General features: G+C 65.5%; 18 protein-coding genes and 1 other RNA gene. 11 read left to right on the top strand and 8 right to left on the bottom strand.

Features of this window, described 5'->3' with window-relative positions:
- Positions 1 to 4: 4 nt before the first annotated feature.
- The gene (locus E3O65_RS11225; protein ID WP_134363799.1) at positions 5 to 916 is read right to left on the bottom strand and encodes a universal stress protein; all 912 of its coding nucleotides are present in this window, start codon (positions 914 to 916) and stop codon (positions 5 to 7) included.
- Between the two features lie 141 nt (positions 917 to 1057).
- Here E3O65_RS11225 and E3O65_RS11220 point away from each other — a divergent pair, with 141 nt between their 5' ends.
- The 7 genes from E3O65_RS11220 (at position 1058) to rnpB (ending at position 6528) form a co-directional block, all read left to right on the top strand.
- A complete protein-coding gene (locus tag E3O65_RS11220; RefSeq protein WP_134363798.1) occupies positions 1058 to 2323 on the top strand; it encodes a sensor histidine kinase in 1266 nt (421 codons plus the stop codon).
- The gene (locus E3O65_RS11215) at positions 2320 to 3000 is read left to right on the top strand and encodes a response regulator (RefSeq protein ID WP_134363797.1); all 681 of its coding nucleotides are present in this window, start codon (positions 2320 to 2322) and stop codon (positions 2998 to 3000) included. The genes E3O65_RS11220 and E3O65_RS11215 overlap by 4 nt, the downstream gene beginning before the upstream one ends.
- Positions 2997 to 3500 (top strand): DUF427 domain-containing protein, encoded by a 504-nt coding sequence (locus E3O65_RS11210; protein WP_134363796.1) that lies wholly within the window; start codon positions 2997 to 2999, stop codon positions 3498 to 3500. Before E3O65_RS11215 ends, E3O65_RS11210 begins: the two co-directional genes overlap by 4 nt.
- Positions 3497 to 4396 carry a DMT family transporter gene (locus tag E3O65_RS11205; RefSeq protein WP_241985587.1) on the top strand — a complete coding sequence of 300 codons (900 nt, stop codon included), beginning with the start codon at positions 3497 to 3499 and terminating at the stop codon, positions 4394 to 4396. Before E3O65_RS11210 ends, E3O65_RS11205 begins: the two co-directional genes overlap by 4 nt.
- Before the next feature lie 82 nt (positions 4397 to 4478).
- Entirely contained in the window at positions 4479 to 5300 is an 822-nt protein-coding gene (locus E3O65_RS11200; RefSeq protein ID WP_134363794.1) for a Nif3-like dinuclear metal center hexameric protein, read from the top strand.
- Positions 5301 to 5368: 68 nt separating this feature from the next.
- On the top strand, positions 5369 to 6106 hold the full coding sequence (locus E3O65_RS11195; protein WP_134363793.1) for a zinc ribbon domain-containing protein: 738 nt from the start codon (positions 5369 to 5371) through the stop codon (positions 6104 to 6106).
- A 44-nt stretch (positions 6107 to 6150) separates the two neighbouring features.
- Positions 6151 to 6528, top strand: an RNA gene (gene rnpB / locus E3O65_RS11190) — RNase P RNA component class A.
- Positions 6529 to 6622: 94 nt separating this feature from the next.
- On the opposite strand, the gene ppgK is transcribed toward rnpB, so the two are convergent.
- Together ppgK and map are read right to left on the bottom strand one after the other, a co-directional pair.
- The gene (ppgK, locus tag E3O65_RS11185) at positions 6623 to 7387 is read right to left on the bottom strand and encodes a polyphosphate--glucose phosphotransferase (protein ID WP_134363792.1); all 765 of its coding nucleotides are present in this window, start codon (positions 7385 to 7387) and stop codon (positions 6623 to 6625) included.
- 17 nt (positions 7388 to 7404) lie between these two features.
- A complete protein-coding gene (gene map, locus E3O65_RS11180; RefSeq protein ID WP_134363791.1) occupies positions 7405 to 8271 on the bottom strand; it encodes a type I methionyl aminopeptidase in 867 nt (288 codons plus the stop codon).
- A gap of 12 nt (positions 8272 to 8283) precedes the next feature.
- Here map and E3O65_RS11175 point away from each other — a divergent pair, with 12 nt between their 5' ends.
- Positions 8284 to 8472 (top strand): SPOR domain-containing protein, encoded by a 189-nt coding sequence (locus E3O65_RS11175; RefSeq protein ID WP_134363790.1) that lies wholly within the window; start codon positions 8284 to 8286, stop codon positions 8470 to 8472.
- Between the two features lie 16 nt (positions 8473 to 8488).
- Here E3O65_RS11175 and panB read toward each other — a convergent pair whose 3' ends face one another.
- Complete coding sequence (gene panB, locus E3O65_RS11170) at positions 8489 to 9361, bottom strand: 3-methyl-2-oxobutanoate hydroxymethyltransferase (RefSeq protein ID WP_134363789.1); 873 nt, start codon at positions 9359 to 9361, stop codon at positions 8489 to 8491.
- Positions 9362 to 9462: 101 nt separating this feature from the next.
- Between panB and E3O65_RS11165 the strand changes: the two genes are divergently transcribed.
- On the top strand, positions 9463 to 10800 hold the full coding sequence (locus E3O65_RS11165) for a glutamine synthetase family protein (protein WP_134363788.1): 1338 nt from the start codon (positions 9463 to 9465) through the stop codon (positions 10798 to 10800).
- A gap of 21 nt (positions 10801 to 10821) precedes the next feature.
- Positions 10822 to 13857: a bifunctional [glutamine synthetase] adenylyltransferase/[glutamine synthetase]-adenylyl-L-tyrosine phosphorylase gene (locus E3O65_RS11160; RefSeq protein WP_134363787.1), complete on the top strand. Its 3036-nt coding sequence runs from the start codon at positions 10822 to 10824 to the stop codon at positions 13855 to 13857.
- 102 nt (positions 13858 to 13959) lie between these two features.
- Here E3O65_RS11160 and glnA read toward each other — a convergent pair whose 3' ends face one another.
- Complete coding sequence (gene glnA / locus E3O65_RS11155; RefSeq protein WP_134363786.1) at positions 13960 to 15384, bottom strand: type I glutamate--ammonia ligase; 1425 nt, start codon at positions 15382 to 15384, stop codon at positions 13960 to 13962.
- Positions 15385 to 15527: 143 nt separating this feature from the next.
- On the opposite strand from glnA, the gene E3O65_RS11150 reads away from it, so the two are divergent.
- Complete coding sequence (locus E3O65_RS11150; protein ID WP_134363785.1) at positions 15528 to 15968, top strand: RDD family protein; 441 nt, start codon at positions 15528 to 15530, stop codon at positions 15966 to 15968.
- Positions 15969 to 16006: 38 nt separating this feature from the next.
- Here the strand turns inward: E3O65_RS11150 and E3O65_RS11145 are convergent, their stop codons facing one another.
- From E3O65_RS11145 to lipB, 3 genes are read right to left on the bottom strand one after another with little or no spacing between them, the layout of a single operon-like run.
- Entirely contained in the window at positions 16007 to 16717 is a 711-nt protein-coding gene (locus tag E3O65_RS11145; protein ID WP_134363784.1) for a DUF4191 domain-containing protein, read from the bottom strand.
- A gap of 48 nt (positions 16718 to 16765) precedes the next feature.
- Entirely contained in the window at positions 16766 to 17755 is a 990-nt protein-coding gene (lipA, locus tag E3O65_RS11140; RefSeq protein WP_174722296.1) for a lipoyl synthase, read from the bottom strand.
- A complete protein-coding gene (gene lipB / locus E3O65_RS11135; RefSeq protein WP_134363782.1) occupies positions 17752 to 18387 on the bottom strand; it encodes a lipoyl(octanoyl) transferase LipB in 636 nt (211 codons plus the stop codon). The genes lipA and lipB overlap by 4 nt, the downstream gene beginning before the upstream one ends.
- Positions 18388 to 18419: the final 32 nt, after the last annotated feature.

The raw sequence follows: 18419 nt of genomic DNA, 5'->3' as shown, positions 1-18419 counted from the left end.
GTGGTCATCGTTCCGCGCCGGAGGGCGCTGCCGACTTCGAACCGGAGAGTTCGCCGGCGGGCCGGGGGATCACCGCAACCGGGCAGGGAAGGTTCATGAGTACGTCATGGCTGACCGAACCGAGGAAGAGGCTGCCCAGGGTGCCGCGGCCGTGGGTGCCGACGACGAGGAGTGCGGCCGACCGGGATACGTCGACGAGAACGGATGCCGCCGGTCCCTCGTTCAGGATCTCGGTGATGTGCAGCCGCGGGTGGGCATCTCGCACCACTCGGGTTGCCCCGGACAGGATTCTCCCGTGGGCGTCTCGCATCTCGTCATAGGGCAGGACCGCGCCGTACTCTACCGCGACAGTGGCCGGAATGGACCAGGCGTGCACGATGTCCAGTGGCAAGGCGAACCGCTCGGCCTCCCGCGCCGCGAAGGCCACGGCGACCAGTGCGGTGACGTCGTCCTCCATCCCCACCACGATGCGGCCGGGGCGCGCCTGCCAGTTGGTCGGGACGACGATGACAGGGCAGGCGGCGTGCGCAGCGAGGCGAAGGGGCAGGGTACCGAACACGGTTCCCGCGAGTACTCCGGTTTTCCGGGTGCCGACGACGAGAAGGTTGGCGGTCGCCGAGGCGCGCACCAGCTCGTCGATCGGCACCCCATGGCGGATGTAGCTGGTCTTCCTACACGTGGGTGCCACCTGCTCAACCCGACGGATGGCTTCGGCCAGGGCTCGCTCGTAGGCAGGCTGGACGTCGTAGCTCGGGCCATCGGCGGGGGTCCACCCGAGTTCCACCACGGCGGTTAGCTCGAGGGTGACGGGTGTGCCCTGAGTTCGTTCAATCGTCAGGACCCGATGGAGGGCCCACTCCAGGGCGGCCTTGCTGGCTGTGCCTCCGTCAATGGCGACGATAACTTTTTCGACCATGGAAAGGCTCTCCTGCTCTCGGGGACATCACACCGCACCGCTCGACCTCCGTCATGGTGACAGTGTCGGCGGTGACTGGACAGGGCCGAAGGTCCTATCCGGGTACACTTCCCGCTATCAGACGAGAGGCGGATATCGGCCATGCTCCACGAACCCAGGCTAGCGGTGCCGGACGGCAGGCCTGTCTACGGGGAGATCGGCCACAGCGCCGCCCCGAGCCGTGACTCCCGGCGGCGGTGGGCGGCCGCGGCCGCTGCCCTGGTCGACGCTCTTGTGGCCGAGCCGGCTGCTGACCGGCTGGGGGTGCTCGCCGATTGCGTCGCGGCCGCATCCGCTGCCGATCTGACCTGCGCGATCGTGCCGTGGTGGGGCGACCAGGCCGGCGGGGCCGAAGTCGCAACAGAGAGCATCGTTGGAGCGGCACGGGGCTCTCGCGCCGCGAATGTGAACGGTTTGGTCTTCGCTTCGACCGGGAGCATAACCGGGCGCGCGTTCGACGGCGGTCGACCATTCCTGTTCGATAGGCCGGACGGCGATGGCGGATACGGGTTTGGTGTCGGCCTACCGCTGTATAGCGATTCCACGGTCGTGATCGGTCCGACGATGGTCGTTCCTCTGACCGGACCGCAACGGCCGACCGTGGTTGTCACCGCATCTCGGGCCCCGGGGACGGAGCCGTTCACCGCCGGGGATCTGGAGGCCGCCTCTGAGTTCGGCAGGCTGGCCTGCGCGGCCCTTCACGTGGACTCCGGCCATGGTGAGCGGGAGCGCCAGGCGCTCCAACTGGATCGGGACCGGATCGGCCGAGACCTGCACGACCGGGTCGTCCAACGCATCTACGCGGCCGGACTCGCCGTGCAGGCTGTCGGTAGGCTAACCGCGGACCTGGCCCTCCGTCAGCGCCTGACCGACGAGGTGGCGGCCTTGGATACCGTCATAGCCGAGATTCGTGCTGCCGTCTTCTCACTGTCGGCACCGGCACCCACCGGGCGGGTATCCGTGCGCCGCGGCATCCGGGACCTGCTCGAGGAACTCCGGACGCTATTCCCACGGCCACCGATTCTGTCCTTCTCCGGTGCGATCGATCTGCTCGTTCCCGCCGCGCTGACCGAGGATGTCCTCGCCGTCGTGCGAGAAGGACTGACCAATGTTGTCAGGCACGCCCAGGCGCAGGAGACCTGGGTATGCGCATCGGTGACCGCGCAGGTACTCACCGTCGAGATCAGCGACGACGGGGACGGCGTGTCCGGTTCGAGACGGCTCAGCGGTATCGCGAACCTGTCGGTGCGAGCGGAGAGATGGCAGGGGATGCTGTCGCTCACCGACCGCAGGCCACGCGGCACCCGGCTGCGCTGGACGGCGAGTTTGCCCGACGTGCCCGACGGTGCCGATCGGTTCCTCCGATGATCCGGGTGTTTGTGGTCGACGACCATGAAATCGTGCGTCGTGGCCTGGCCGACCTGATCCGCGCGGAAGCCGATCTCGAGGTGGTGGGGGAAGCGGCGACGAAACGGCAGGCCGTGGCCCGGGTGGCCGCGACAAGGCCGGACGTCGCGGTGTTAGACCTTCGGCTGCCCGACGGAAGCGGCATCGACGCGTGCCGGGAGATACGCTCCCTGGATTTCGGTGTCCAGTGCCTGATCTTCACGGCCTTCGACGACGATGAGGCGGGCCGCGCCGCGGTCTTGGCCGGAGCGTCGGGCTACGTGCTCAAGGACATCCGCGGCGAGCGTCTGATCGAGGCTATCCGCCGGGTGGCTCTGGGCGAGTCGCTGTTCATCCCCCGGGTCGCGGGCCGGGTGGCCGTTTCCCTAGGGGTGCGCGGAGGGGGCCCGGCCCGCGACCTGACCACTCGGGAGCTCCAGGTTCTCGAACTGATCTCCCGGGGACTGACCAACCGCCAGATCGGCGAGAGCCTCAACCTGACGGAGAAGACGGTCAAGAACTATGTCTCCAACCTGCTCAGCAAGCTCGGAATGAATCACAGAACGCAGGCCGCTGTCTTCGGTGCGGAGTTGCACCGCCGGCGGAGGGAGTCGCAGACCTCGATTCAGGCGGCGTCACCCGGTACGCTGGCCGGATGAAGCCGCATCGCATCACCCGGGCCTTGCCCGGCCCCGGTCAGGAATCGGTGTGGGACTATCCTCGGCCTCCTCTGGTCGAGAAGAGCTCCGACCGGGTCGTCGTCACCATCGGCGGCGTGGTAATCGCCGACACCATCGACACGGTCCGGGTACTGGAGACCAGCCATCCTCCCGTGTACTACCTGCCTCGGGCCGCGTTCCGGGCGGGGAGCCTGGAGCCAGCTCCCGGCCGCTCCTATTGCGAGTTCAAGGGTGAGGCGTCCTATTTGAGCGTGGTCGCTCCGGGACGGATCGAGAAATCAGCGGCCTGGTACTACGCAGCCCCGACCCGCGGCTTCGAGGAGCTCGTCGAGCGCATCGCCCTGTACCCCGGCCGCATGGACCGCTGCACCGTGAACGGGGAACGGGTCGAGCCGCAGCCAGGGGACTTCTACGGCGGCTGGATCACGTCGCGGGTGGTCGGACCGTTCAAGGGGGCGCCGGGCAGCCTGGGTTGGTGACGCCGCCGACGCGTGCCGACGAACGACCGGCAGGTGTCATCCCGATCCTCCTGGCCGGACTGCTCTGGGGCACGACGGGAACGGCGGCTCATTTTCTGCCCCCTGACGTCAGCCCTCTGGCGACGGGGGCAGCCACGATAGCCGGAGGTGGTGTCCTCCTCTGGATGCTGTCGGCCCGACGCGCCCGACGCGTTGTGCGGGACCGCTCAGTGCGCTTCTGGCTGCTGGGTGGGGTCACCGGAATCGTCGTCTACCCCCTTTCATTTTACAGTTCGATGCACTTGGCCGGGGTCGCGGTGGGCACCGTCGTCTCCCTCGGGTCGGCACCGGTCTTCGCCGCAGGCATCGAGCTCCTGGCGGAGCGTCGGGGCGCCACCCGGCACTGGGCCCTGTGCACTCTGGCGGCGCTGACCGGCACGGCTCTCCTGGTCGCCGGGCGCGCGTCCGATCCGACGGCATCTGAGGTCCCGGTCGGCGTCCTGCTCGGTCTGCTGGCCGGACTCAGCTATGCGCTCTATACCCACGCGTCGCACCGGGTGATCGCGGCCGGGCACAGTTCGCGGGCCACGGTCGGAGCTCTGTTCGGAGTGGGGGCGGTGTGCCTGGCCCCCGTCCTGGCGGCCACGGGAGCGCCGCTGCTTCAGAGCGCAGGCAGCCTGGGCATCACCGCTTACCTCGTGATCGGACCCATGTTCGTGGCCTATCTGCTGTTCAGCCAGGGCCTGCGCACTGTGCGGGGCAGCACCGCCACCAGCATCACCCTGGTCGAACCGCTTGTAGCCACGGTCTTGGCGATCGTGGTTGTGGGCGAACGACTACCTCCATCCGGTTGGGCGGGGCTCGCTCTGGTCCTGTTGGCGGTGACGGCGCTGGTGAGGGCACCGCGGCCGAAATAGGGAACCTGCAGCCTCAGAGCACTCCGGATGCGGCAATCGTCCTCAGGAGGAATCCCCGCCCAGTCACCGGTAAGCTGACGAGGTGCCCGTCTCGCTCGCCGATGTAACTCGGATCCTCCATGAATTGTGGCCGTTGTCCGGTGCCGAAGACTGGGACGCCCCCGGATTGGTGAGTGGCAACCCCGCCCAGCCGATCGAATCGATTCACTTGGCCGTCGACGCGGTGTCCGCGACGGTCGACGAGGCGGTCAGGACTGGGGCCGACCTGCTCCTGGTCCACCATCCGCTACTGCTGCGCGGTGTGACGTCGATTGCTGAAGACAGGTACAAGGGCGCCCTGCTCGGTCGGCTGATCCGTGCCGATTGTGCACTTTTGGCCGCTCACACCAACGCTGACGTCGTCGTGGACGGCGTCTCGGACATCATTGCCACCCGGCTCGGCCTCATGGAGGCCCGCCCGATCACGGCCGGCGCGGCTCCGGGCACGGGCCTCGGCCGCGTGGGGCGGCTGGCCCAGCCGCTCACGCTGGGCCAGCTCGCCCACCGCATCGCCGATATCCTTCCGGCGACCGCATCGGGCGTGCGCGTCTCAGGGGAGTACAGCCGCTTGGTCGAGACCGTCTCATTGTGCGGGGGAGCCGGGGATTCCCTGCTCGCGCATCCTTCGGTTCGGTCCTCGGACGTCTACATCACGGCCGACCTTCGGCACCACCCGGCGTCGGAGGCACGCGAACAGGCCGGGCTGAGCGGCGGCACGCCCGCGCTGATCGACGTGTCACACTGGGCCAGCGAATGGCTCTGGCTGGAGCCCGCCGCCGACCAGCTGCGGGTGCTCCTTCCCGGCGTGCGCGTGACCTGCAGTTCCCTGCGCACGGATCCCTGGGACTTTGCGATCGTGCAGTAACCTGCCGATGAGTTCGGATCCACCCCCAACGCTCGTTCATATTCAATATTCGCAAAGGTCAGGACATCGTGAAGGCATCTCCAGTAGCACAGAAGGAGCTTCTCCGGCTTCAGGCCCTCGACATCAAGTTGCAGCAGGTCGAGCACCAGACGAAGGCACTTCCCCAGCACACCGAGCTCCGGGGTCTCTCCACGCTGTTCGACACGACTCGGATGACGCTGAGTACCCGGGCGGGCGAACGGGACGACGTCCGCACCGAGCTGTCTCGGATCGAGTCCGACGTCGAGGTGGTCGAGAAGCGCATCGCGCGCGATTCCGAACGGGTGCAGCACACGTCCTCGGTGAAGGATGTGCAGGCGCTGGAGACAGAACTTACCTCCTTGCGGAAGCGGCTCCTTGCCCTTGAGGAAATCGAGATCGCCGTCATGGAACGGCTCGAAGAGCGCGACGCGGCCGTGGCTGCGGTCGAGTCAGAGCGCAACATGATCGCGAAGCAGGTCCACGCGGCGGAGCTGTCCCGCGATGAGGCCCTCGCCGATTTGTCCCGTCAGCTCGGTGAACTTCGCCGGGACCGTGCGGCGGTTGCCGGCAGCATCTCGGAAGACCTCGCGGTTCTCTACGAGAAGCGGTTCGTGTCCGGGCGGGGCAACGCCGCGGCGCTGCTGCGTGCTCGCACCTGCAGTGGCTGCACGATGACGCTCACGGGCAGCGACTTGGACGCAGTACGCTCTTCACCGGCCGATGACGTGCTGTTTTGCCCGGACTGCGGCGCGATTCTGGTGCGCACGGAGGAGTCCGGCATCTAGGTGGAGCACGGCCGGGGCCAAGGCCTGTATCCTGAACAGTGGAATGGGTCGGCAAGACGGTCGCGTCATCCGTCGTCCTTCGGGTCAGCGGATGCCGAGGAACGTCCGGGCTCCGCAGAGCAGGACGGTGGGCAACACCCACCCGGGGTAACCCGCGAGACAGTGCCACAGAAAGTAGACCGCCTTCGGCTTCGGCCAGAGGTAAGGGTGAAACGGTGGTGTAAGAGACCACCAGAGGCCAGGGTGACCTGGTTGGCTAGGTAAACCTCGTCCGGAGCAAGGTCAGACAGGAAACGCAAAGGCGGCTCGCCGAGTTTCCGGGTAGACCGCTAGAGGGCTGCGGCAACGCAGTCCCGAGATAGATGGCCGTCCAAGGTGTTTCGGCACCGGGACAGAACCCGGCGTAATAGCCGGCCCATTCCCCCAGCTGACAAGGGTAGATCCTCCGCGGGGTACCTACCGCACGGAGGATCTACTGGTTCGCACGCGTCCAGCCGGGCGATTTCGACCGAAGCCTCAGACCGCGTGCCTGACGGCCAAAGCGGCGGCACCGAGGATGCCGGCGTTGTTGCGGTGAACGGCGGGGATGATGGGCGTCTTCAAGCGCAGTAGAGGCAGGAAGTCCTGGTGGTGCTTGGACACGCCGCCGCCGACGATGAACAGGTCTGGGGAGAGCAGCGCTTCCACGGTGGCATAGTACTTCTGCAGCCGGCCGGCCCACTTCTCCCAGCTCAGGTGCTCGCGCTCCTTGGCGGAGTACGCGGCCTTGGTCTCGTAATCGACGCCTTCGATCTGCAGGTGTCCGAGTTCGGTGTTCGGCACGAGGACACCGTCGTTCAGCAGGGCCGTTCCGATCCCGGTGCCCAGGGTCGTCATGATGACTACGCCGTTCACACCCTTAGCCGCGCCGAACTGCGACTCAGCGTAACCGGCCGCATCAGCATCGTTGACGAAGTGGATTGGCTGACCGAGTCCCTTCTCGAAGAGCTTCTCGGCGGCGAGACCGATCCACTTGTCGGACACATTGGCGGCCGACATGGTGTGACCGTTCTTAACGATGGCGGGAAAGCAGATTCCTACCGGGAGCGCGCCGGCCCCCTCTTCTGCGGAGACCGTGGCCAGTAGGGCCCGAGTGGTCTCGATGATGTCGGTCGGGCGACCGCCCTTGGGTGTGGGCAGCTTCACCCGGTCGGAGAGGAGCGTGCCGGTGGACAGGTCCACCACCGCCCCTTTGATGCCGGTGCCGCCAATGTCGATTCCGATGGCCATGGTTGAACTCATAGTGAAAACCTAACGGGTCAGGGGAGGGTGAGAATTTCGGCGCCGCGTTCGGTCACAACGAGGGTGTGCTCGAACTGGGCTGTGATGCTCTTATCGCGGGTCGTCACGGTCCAGTCGTCCTCCCACATGTCCCAGTCCGTGCCGCCGAGAGTCAGCATCGGTTCGATCGTGAAGACCATTCCGACCTCCATCACGGTGTCGTACACGGGGGCGGAGTCGTAGTGCGGCACGATCAGACCGGAGTGGAAAGCCTCCCCGACGCCGTGGCCGGTGAAGTCGCGCACGACACCGTAGTTGAACCGCTTGGCGTAGGACTCGATCGTTCGGCCGATCACGTTGACCTGACGGCCCGGTGCGACGGCCTTGATGCCACGGGCGAGCGCCTCCCGGGTACGGTCGACCAGGAGCCGCACGTCGTCGCGTGTTTCGCCGACGGTGAAGGTGGCGTTCGTGTCGCCGTGCACGCCGTTCTTGTACGCGGTGATGTCGATGTTGACGATGTCGCCGTCCTCGAGGACGGTGTCGTCGGGGATGCCGTGGCAGATGACCTCGTTCACGGAGCTGCAGAGCGATTTGGGAAAGCCCCGGTAGCCGAGTGTCGACGGGTATGAGTCGCGTTCGATCATGAACTCATGACCGATCCGGTCGAGCTCCTCGGTCGTCACGCCGGGACGGATGGCCCGTCCGACAGCCTCGATGGCCTGTGCGGCGATGCGACCCGACTCCCGGATCAGCTCGATCCGGTCGGGGGAGTAGATATCCGACCCGGTGAACGAAGCGGGAGAGACCTTCCCGACGTATTCCGGGCGCACGATATGGCGCGGAACGGCGCGGAGCGGCGAGACCGTTCCCGGGAGAAGGTGACCAGCTGAATCCTTAGGCATAGGATCAACCCTATGTCCGAAGACACCAAGCACCAGTACTGGTACAACATGCGCACGGCAGCGGTGGAGCAGGGGATGCAGTCGCCGTCGGCCGACCGGGTCGGTCCGTTCGTCACCCGCGCGGAAGCCGAGAACGCGCTGGAGAAGTTGCGGGCGAATAGCGCCAAGTGGGCGGCCGAAGAGGCCGAGAACGACCGCTAGCCCGGCCGACGCGGCGTTACTCGTAGCTGTGCTCCGGCCCCGGGTAGGCTCCGGAGTCGACGTCCTCCTTGAACCGGTGCACGGCATCCGTGAGCACACTGCGCAGGTTGGCGTACTGCTGCACGAAACGCGGGACCCGCCCGTCGGTCAATCCGGCGAAATCCGTCCAGACCATCAGCTGACCATCAACGTCGGGACCGGCACCGACACCGATGGTGGGGATGTCGAGCCGAGCGGTGACCAGGGCTGCCACCGTGGCGGGAACCATCTCGAGCACGACGGCGAAGGCGCCGGCGTCCTGCACGGCGAGAGCGTCTTCAATCAGCTGGTCCGCCGACTCACCGCGCCCCTGGATGATGTGTCCGCCTAGGCCGTGTTCGCTCTGCGGGGTAAAGCCGATATGACCCATTACGGGGATCCCCGACGCCACGATGCGTTTGATCTGCTTGTGACTGCGCACCCCGCCCTCCAGCTTGACGGCGTGTGCCTGCGCCTCCTTCATGAAGCGAACAGCGGTGTGCAATGCCTCGGTCTGCCCGGTCTCGTAGGAGCCGAAGGGCATGTCCGCGACCACGAGTGCGCGGGTGACCGCGCGGGCAACGGCGCGGGTGAGCGGGATGAGTTCGTCGACCGTCACGGGCAGGGTCGTCTCGTAGCCGAAGACGTTGTTGCCAGCCGAATCGCCCACGAGAAGGAAGTCGATGCCAGCCTGGTCGAAGATCTGGGCCGTGAGCATGTCGTAGCTGGTGAGCCCGGTAATCGGGATTCCCTGCTGCTTCGCGGTCTGGAAATGTCGCGTGCGCACTCGTTTCGGGCCCGCAGGCTCGGGGGCGAACGGATTCTGCTCGTTGATGGGCCGGGGCGCATCGGGAACGGTCGATTCAGGCATGCATTGAGTCTAGTCAGCGTGCGTTCGAGCCGATCGGCGGCCTGATTCACCCGCGGTGCGACGCCAGACAGTAGCCTAGGAAGCGACAAGAAAGGGCGTGAATGGACAAGCAGCGCGACTTCGTTCTTCGGACCATCGAGGAGCGGGGAATCAAGTTCATCCGACTCTGGTTCACGGATGTGGTCGGTACCCTCAAATCGGTGGCAATCGCGCCCGCCGAGGTCGAGGGTGCCTTCGCTGAGGGACTCGGTTTCGACGGCTCGGCCATCGAGGGCCTGACCAGGTCCTTCGAGGCGGACGTGCTGGCTCACCCTGACCCCACCACCTTCCAGATCCTGCCCTGGCGTGGGGAGATCGATCCGACCGCCCGCATGTTCTGCGACATCATGACACCGGACGGGCAGCCCGCCGTGGCCGACCCGCGGAATGTGCTCAAGCGCACCCTGGCGAAGGCGGCGGATCGCGGCTTCACGTTCTACACGCATCCGGAGATCGAGTTCTACCTGCTGAAGTCGTCCAAGTACGGCAAGAACGGTCCCGTGCCGGTGGACCATGCCGGATACTTCGACAACGTGCCCGGAGGTACGGCCCACGATTTCCGTCGTCGTTCGGTCCGGATGCTCGAAGACCTCGGCATTTCCGTGGAGTTCAGCCATCACGAGGCAGGCCCCGGTCAGAATGAGATCGACCTGCGCTATGCGGACGCCCTCACGACCGCGGACAACATCATGACCTTCCGCACCGTCATCAAGGAGGTTGCGATCGAGCAGGGCGTCTATGCCACGTTCATGCCGAAGCCCATGTCAGAGCATCCCGGTTCCGGCATGCACACGCACCTGTCGCTCTTCGAAGGTGACACCAACGCCTTCTACGAGGCCGGCGCCCAGTATCAGCTCTCCAAGACCGGTCGGCAGTTCATCGCGGGGCTTCTCAAACACGCTCCGGAGATCACCGCCGTGACGAACCAATTCGTCAACTCCTACAAGCGACTGTGGGGTGGGGACGAGGCCCCCAGCTTCGTCTGCTGGGGCCACAACAACCGTTCGGCCCTGATCCGGGTCCCGCTCTACAAGCCCAACAAGGGCCAAAGTGCCCGCGTTGAGTATCGAGCCATCGACTCGGCAGCGAACCCGTATCTCGCGTACTCGCTGATGCTGGCTGCAGGATTGAAGGGGATCGAAGAGGGCTACGAACTTCCTCCCGAAGCCGAGGACAACGTCTGGGGACTGAGCGACACCGAACGGCGCGCGCTCGGATATCGGCAGCTTCCGGCGAGCCTGGACCACGCAATCCAGTACATGGAGGAGTCAGAGCTGGTTGCCGAGACGCTGGGTGAGCACGTGTTCAACTACGTGTTGCTGAACAAGCGTCAAGAGTGGAAGGAGTACCGCTCCCAGGTGACTCCGTTCGAGCTCGATAAGAACCTCGAGATGCTCTAGCGGCGCTGGAAACGAGACCCGATGGCACGGGAACAGCTGACTCTGACCGATCTCGCTCGGGTGGGTTTTGTGGAGCTCCGGGAGGTGCGGATCCGGCTGGAGGAAGTGGTGGGTCTGGGGGGCCCCGCACCGGAGGTCCTCCTGCCCCTTCTCGCGAAGACGGCGAACCCGGATGCCGCCCTCCTGGCTCTCGTCTCGTTGTTGCGCCAGGCACCGCTTGAGTTGCGGGCGCTGCTGGCCCAGTCGGAACCGACCCAGCGGCTCCTGCGTGTCGCGGGGGCGTCAAGCGGCCTGTCGGAGTTCTTCCTTCGCCATCCGGAGGAATTGACGATCCTCGAGAAACGACGGTCGGTTCTGCCTGACCTGGCGGAGCTGACCGCTGACCTGCTCGACTCGGTCGGCAGCCGGGACGGCTTTGCCACCGTGGTCGACGACGAGGGCTGGGTGGCGTTGCGGGTGCGCTACCGCCGTCGCCTCGCGGAACTCGCTGCCTTCGACCTCGAGCAGACCGACCCCGTCGCCGGCCTCGACTCCGTCGCCCGCACTCTCGCAGACCTCGCGGCAGCCGCCCTCGAGGCATCCCTCGCCGTTGCGCGCAGCATGTCATCCGGTGACGTGGCCGGTCGGGGTGTCTTCCCGGCGGCCGAGGTTCGGGCGACCCGGCTCGCGGTCATCGGCATGGGCAAGGCCGGAGCCGGCGAGCTCAACTATGTGAGCGATGTCGACGTGATTTTCGTCGCCGAGGGAAACCCGGAAGTCGGGCTGGAAGCGCCCCGAGCTGTCGACATCGCCACCCGTCTCGCCATTCTGCTCATGCGGGGGCTCAACCAGCCGACCGTCGAACCCGAGCTCTGGGAGGTTGACCCCAATCTTCGCCCTGAGGGCAAGTCCGGGGCCCTTGTTCGCTCACTCGAGTCCCATTTGGCATACTACGACCGCTGGGCCAAGAGCTGGGAGTTTCAGGCACTGCTGAAGGCCCGGCCGCTGGCCGGTGACCTTGAGCTCGGCAGTCGCTATGTCGCAGCGGTCTCCCCAAAAGTGTGGACCAGCGCGAGCCGGGAGAACTTCGTCGAGTCCGTACAGCGGATGCGAGAGCGGGTCACCAAGAATATCCCTGACGACGAAGTCGCTGTTCAACTCAAACTGGGCCCCGGGGGGCTGCGCGACATCGAGTTCACCGTGCAGCTGCTTCAGCTTGTGCACGGCCAGGCTGATCCGACAGTCCGACAGGCCGGCACCCTCCCGGCGCTGACGGCACTGGCCGAGAGCGGATACGTCGGACGTGCCGAAGCGGCAGAGTTCGCCCACGAGTACCGGATCCTCCGGCTGATGGAGCACCGCCTGCAACTGGAAAGGCTCCGGCGTACCCATTTGGTGCCGCGAGACGAGGCGAGCCTTCGCATCCTGGCGCGGTCCACCGGCCTGGCCCCGAACGCCGCCCAACTGACCACGCGCTGGGTGAACACCAAACACCGCGTCCGCGGTTTGCACGAGCGACTCTTCTACCGCCCTCTCCTGTCTGCCGTGGCGGCGCTGCCGGCTGAGGGGCTGGGGCTCACCAGCGCGCAGGCCGAGGCGCGCCTGGCTGCGATCGGTTTCCGCAACACGAAGGGGGCCCTCGGCCACATCGCGGCGCTCACCGGCGGGGTATCACGACGAGCCACCATTCAGCGCAACCTACTGCCCGTGCTGCTGCAGTGGTTCTCCGAGGGTGCCGACCCGGACTACGGCCTGCTGGCCTTCCGACGCCTCAGCGACAGTCTGGGCACGACCTACTGGTTCCTGCGCATGCTCCGGGACTCCTCGGGGGCGGCCGAGCGCCTCACCCGGGTACTCTCCTCATCCCGGTTCGTCGGCGAACTCCTCGAGACGATCCCGGAGTCCGTCGCCTGGCTGGAAGACGAGGACGATCTGCGCCCGCGCAGCTCCGCCACACTCCGGGAGGAGGCCCGTGCCGTCCTGGCCCGGCATGAGAGCCCGGATGCGGCCGCCTCGATCCTACGGACGGCCCGGCGTCGGGAGATGCTCCGACTGGCATTCTCGGCGATCCTGGGCCAGGTCAGCATCGACGAACTGGCTACCGGCCTCACCGACGTCACCGCGACGGTCATCCAGGGTGTGCTGGCCGCCATCCGTGGCACCACTCTCGACGGCGCCGTCGTCGGCCAGAGCCAGGACGGCATTGAATTCGCCGTGATCGGCATGGGGCGCTTCGGCGGTGCGGAACTGGGATTCGGATCCGACGCGGACGTGATGTACGTGTTTCGACCGGGGACTCTGACCGGCGAGGCAGCCCATGACCGTGCGAAGTTCATCGCGAAGGAACTCTCCCGGCTGACCGACGACAACCGCCTTCCGCTCGACCTGGACATCGGACTGCGCCCGGAGGGCAAGAACGGTTCCGTCGCTCGTTCCCTCGAGTCCTACGAGGCCTACTACCGTCGTTGGTCTCTCACCTGGGAGGCGCAGGCCCTGCTTCGGGGGAGAGGCGTCGCGGGCGACCCCGCGCTCTTGGCTGACTTCGAAGCTGTCGCCGACGACGTGCGGTATCCGGAGGCCATCAGTGTTCAGGCCGTCCGAGAGGTCAAGCGCATCAAGGCGCGCGTTGAGAACGAGCGTCTCCCGCAGGGAGCCGATCCCAACCGCCACCTCAAACTGGGCCGCGGGTCGCTGAGCGACGTGGAATGGTTCGTGCAGTTGCTGCAGCTTCAGCACGCGGCCGAGGTCCCGGCCCTGCGCACATCGTCGACGCTCGGCGCATTGCGCGCCGCAGTCGCTGCGGGGCTCGTGGGGGAGGCCGATGCCGATACCCTCACCGCTGCCTGGATCTTCGCATCCCGCTGCCGATCCGCGATCACACTGTGGACCAACAAAACCGCCGATGTGCTTCCGACTGATCGCGTGCAGCTCGAGGGCGTGGCCCGGGTGCTGGAATACCCGCCTGGATCGGGGAACCAGCTCGAGGAAGACTACCTGTCGGTGACCCGTCGCGCACGGTCGGTGTTCGAGCGGCTGTTCTATGGGCCGGCGGAACGGAGCGGCCCCTTCGGCGGGTAGGCCGGGCAGGCACGGCCGGATACAGCGTTGGCGGCCACAGACAAAAGACCGCACCCCCGGAGGGGTGCGGTCCTTGTGTACGTTACCGGTCTCGGATACGACTTAGACGCCGTAGTAGAGCTCGAACTCAAACGGGTGCGGACGCTGCGCCAGCGGCTTGATTTCCATCTCGCGCTTGTAGTCGATCCAGGTCTCGATCAGTTCGGGCGTGAAGACGTTGCCTGCCAGCAGGAAGTCGTGGTCGTTCTCAAGAGCCGTGAGTGCCTCACCGAGGGACGCCGGAACCTGCGGGATGTTCTTCGCCTCTTCGGGCGGAAGCTCGTAGAGGTCCTTGTCAACCGGCTCGTGTGGTTCGATCCGGTTCTTGATCCCGTCAAGGCCGGCCATGAGCTGGGCGGCGAAGGCGAGGTACGGGTTGCCTGAGGCGTCCGGAGCGCGGAACTCGATGCGCTTGGCCTTCGGGTTGGTGCCCGTGATCGGGATCCGGATGGAGGCCGATCGGTTACCGGCCGAGTAGACCAGGTTCACGGGAGCTTCGAACCCGGGCACCAGTCGGTGGTAGGAGTTGACGCTGGGGTTCGTGAACGCGAGCACGGCGGCGGCGTGCTTGAGCAGGCCTCCGATGTACCAGCGTGCGACGTCGGACAGCCCTCCGTAGCCGGCCTCATCGTAGAAGAGAGGCTTGCCGTCGGCCCAGAGGGACTGGTGCGTGTGCATACCGGAGCCGTTGTCGCCGAACAGGGGTTTCGGCATGAAGGTGGCGGTCTTACCCCACTCGGCCGAGGTGTTCTTCACGATGTACTTGAATTTGAGGAGGTCGTCCGCCGCGTGCACCATGGTGTCGAAGCGGTAGTTGATCTCGCCCTGACCGCCGGTGCCTACCTCGTGGTGGCTGCGCTCGAGGATGAGCCCGGCGTCGATCAGTTTCAGGCAGATGTCGTCGCGCAGGTCGGCGTGCTGGTCGACCGGGCTGACCGGGAAGTACCCGCCCTTGAACGGAGTCTTATTGGCGAGGTTGCCGCCGACCTCTTCCTTTCCGGAGTTCCACGCACCCTCGCTGGAGTCAACGGAGTAGAAACTGGAGTGCTGGTTCACTTCATAGCGAACGTCGTCGAAGATGTAGAACTCGGCCTCGGGCGCGAAGAATGCAGTGTCGGCGATCCCGGTCGACGCGAGGTACTTCTCGGCCTTCTTGGCCACCTGACGCGGATCCTTCGAGTAGATCTCACCATTGCGCGGGTTGTAGATGTCGAAGAGCATGATCAGCGTGCGCTCCGTGCGGAACGCGTCGATGTAGGCCGTGGTGACGTCCGGGATCAGCTGCATGTCGGATTCGTGGATCGATGCGAAACCGCGGATCGAGGAACCGTCAAACATCTGCCCGACCGTGAAGAACTCTTCATCGACGGTCGACGCGGGGATGTTGAAGTGCTGCTGCACACCCGGCAGATCGGTGAAACGGATGTCAAGAAACTTGACGTCCGTGTCCTTGATGAATTTGAGTACTTCTGACGAATCGCGGAACATGCGGTTTTACTCCAAACGACGTGGGCGTTGATCTTGACAGTCGCGCACTGCGGCTCCTTTGAGGCTACTCACGTGCCATTACCCAGCAGTGACGCTTGTGTTTCACACATGTTACAGCGAGGCCTGCTCGGTAGACTCATCCTGTGTCTGCCGCAGCCTCGAAATCGACCACTTTTGGACAGCTACCGCCGAGCCGATGGCCGGGGGAGAGGCTCGGCCTGCCGAACGAGGGCATCCGCTCTGTGGGCCGGGTCGGTCGCAGAATCGGCGCCCTGGCGATCGACTGGTCCATGGCTTACGGCGCTGGCGCGCTGTTCTTTAGCTCTGATGGTGTGGTCAATGGCTTCGCCGTGTCCGGCCTGTTCGTCGCCCTGCAGATCGTGTTCATCCCGACCATCGGTGGCAGCATCGGCCACCGTCTTTTCGGTCTCCGAGTGGTACCGCTGCAGCGTGGATGGGTGGGCGTCTGGCGTCCGGTTGTGCGTTCCGTATTGCTCGGTCTCGCGGTTCCCGCCCTGGTCTGGGACTCAGATCAACGCGGCTTCCACGACAAGGTCGCCGGAACCGTCTTGATCCGCGGCTGAACTCTGCCCAGAAGGGGGGAAAAGAGTCGCGAGCCTGGTTAGTTTCCGCGTTGGGGGCGGGCTTTCATCGGGTCGACGCCCTTGGGAATGGGCAGCTTTTTGGTCATGGAGTTCAACCGGTTGTTCACGGCGAGCACTTCGGCCTTGGTCAGCGTGGGCTTGATGCGCGTGAGCCGGCGGGCGAGCTTATGCAATGGCACAGCGTCGGTGTCCGGGCCAACGCTGATAACCGTGATGGCGATGTTTCCGCCGAGTCGGGCAACCATGCGACGTTCTTCCTCGAGCATGCGCGCCGTACGGGTGCGCGGACCCTCGCTGATCAGAACGACCCCGCCACGGCCGACCGCGCGGTAGACGGCGTCCTGGGTCTTGCCGTTGACGGCCACAGGCATTTCGCTTCCGACCCAACCACGCTTGAGGGAGCTGCGCAGCACCGCGCCGACGGCGCCTGGCTGTCCTTCGATCTGGGAGTATGCGGCCTTTTCGGCACGCCGTCCGAGAATGATGAGCATGGCCAGGATGCCGGCGAGCACACCCGAGATGGCCCACAGCACAAGGTTGAGTACGTTACCGGGGGACAGGATGAGGGCCAGCCCCACGGAAACAGTGACGGGCACCACGAACCCGAGAATCATGAACAACACGATTTTCGAGTCGTAGCGCCGCGTCATCTGGAACACCTGCCACATTTGCTTCAGGCGGCCGGGCTGTTTGGGGGGGCGGGGAGTCTTGTCCTTGCTGCGTGCCATGGTTCCAAGACTACCGAGTCACCTGAATGTCGCGTGACCGATTTTGGGTCAGGAGACCGCCTGGGCAAACCCGAGGGATGCATCCGCCAAGTGGCGCAGTTGCAGCGGAACCTCCCGGCCCGTCGCGAGCATGGACTGCGCCCAGAGGCGACCCGCCCGATAGGAGGACCGCACGAGGGGACCGGAGAGCACGCCGAGGAATCCGATGGCCTCGGCCTCGTCCTTGAGCTCCACGAACTCTTCCGGCTTCACCCAGCGGGCAACGGGCAGGTGCCGCGCACTCGGCCGCAGGTACTGGGTGATCGTGATGATGTCGGTTCCGGCATCGTGTAGGTCCTGCAGTGCCTGGCTGACCTCCGCGCGTTCTTCGCCCATACCCAGGATGAGGTTCGACTTCGTGATCAGGCCGGCATTCCGACCCTGAGAGATGACATCGAGCGATCGGTCATACCGGAACGCCGGGCGAATGCGTTTGAAGATGCGCGGAACAGTTTCGACGTTGTGCGCGAACACCTCCGGCTGCGCGGAGAAGACCTCTTCCAGATGGTCCGGATTGCCGGAGAAATCCGGGACCAAAATTTCAACACCTGTTCCGGGACTCTGACGGTGGATCTGGCGAATGGTCTCAGCATAGAGCCAGGAGCCCTCGTCAGGCAGGTCGTCCCTGGCCACGCCCGTGACCGTGGCGTAGCGCAGGTTCATTTTGACGACGGATTCGGCCACTCGGCGGGGCTCATCCGTGTCATACTCGGCCGGCTTTCCGGTGTCGATCTGACAGAAGTCGCAGCGTCTCGTGCACTGTGATCCGCCGATCAGGAACGTCGCTTCGCGATCCTCCCAGCATTCGAAGATGTTCGGGCAGCCGGCTTCCTGACACACGGTGTGCAAGTTTTCGCCCTTGACCAGGTCCTGGAGTTTGCGGTATTCAGGCCCCATCCGCGCCACCGTCTTGATCCAGGCCGGCTTACGTTCAATCGGGGTTTCCATATTGCGAATTTCGAGTCGGAGCATTTTGCGACCCTCGGGTGCCGCGCTCATGCGTGCACCGCCAGGGTGGCCTGGAAGCGGGCGGTGATGGAGGCTATGAGATCGATGGGGCTGACGTCGCGGCCGATTACGGCGGACATGGTGGTGACACCGGCATCCTTGATGCCGCAGGCGATGATGTGATCGTAGGGCTCGAGTGAGTTGTTGCAATTGAGGGCGAAACCGTGCATTGTGACTCCTTCCGCGACGCGGATTCCGATAGCGGCGATCTTGTCTTCCTGCCCGTCCGGGCCGACCCATACACCAGACCGGCCTGGGACGCGGTGGCCGACGACATCGAAGTCGCTGAGTGCGTCGATCAGGACGCCCTCCAGGTGGCGTACATAGCCGACCACGTCGATCGGTTCCCGAAGGCGCAGGATTGGATAGCCGACGAGTTGGCCGGGGCCGTGCCATGTGATCTTGCCGCCGCGGTCCGCGTCGATGACTGGGGTCCCGTTGGTTGGCCGCTCCTCGGGTGAGGTTCGCTTACCGGCGGTGTACACACTCGGATGTTCGAGAAAGATGACGGTGTCCGGTTTCTCTCCGGAGACGACGGAACGATGGACTGCGCGTTGGAGCTCTAGGCCCTCAACATACGGCACGGAGTTGGCGCTTAGCCCCGCGACGACAAAGTCGAGCATGCAGTCAGTCTAATCCCCGGGCCGTCCTCCCC

This window comes from Cryobacterium breve (genome assembly GCF_004402375.1).
GTDB lineage: Bacteria > Actinomycetota > Actinomycetes > Actinomycetales > Microbacteriaceae > Cryobacterium > Cryobacterium breve.
Note: the sequence above shows the minus strand (reverse complement) of the source record. Positions and strands in the feature narration are given on the sequence as shown.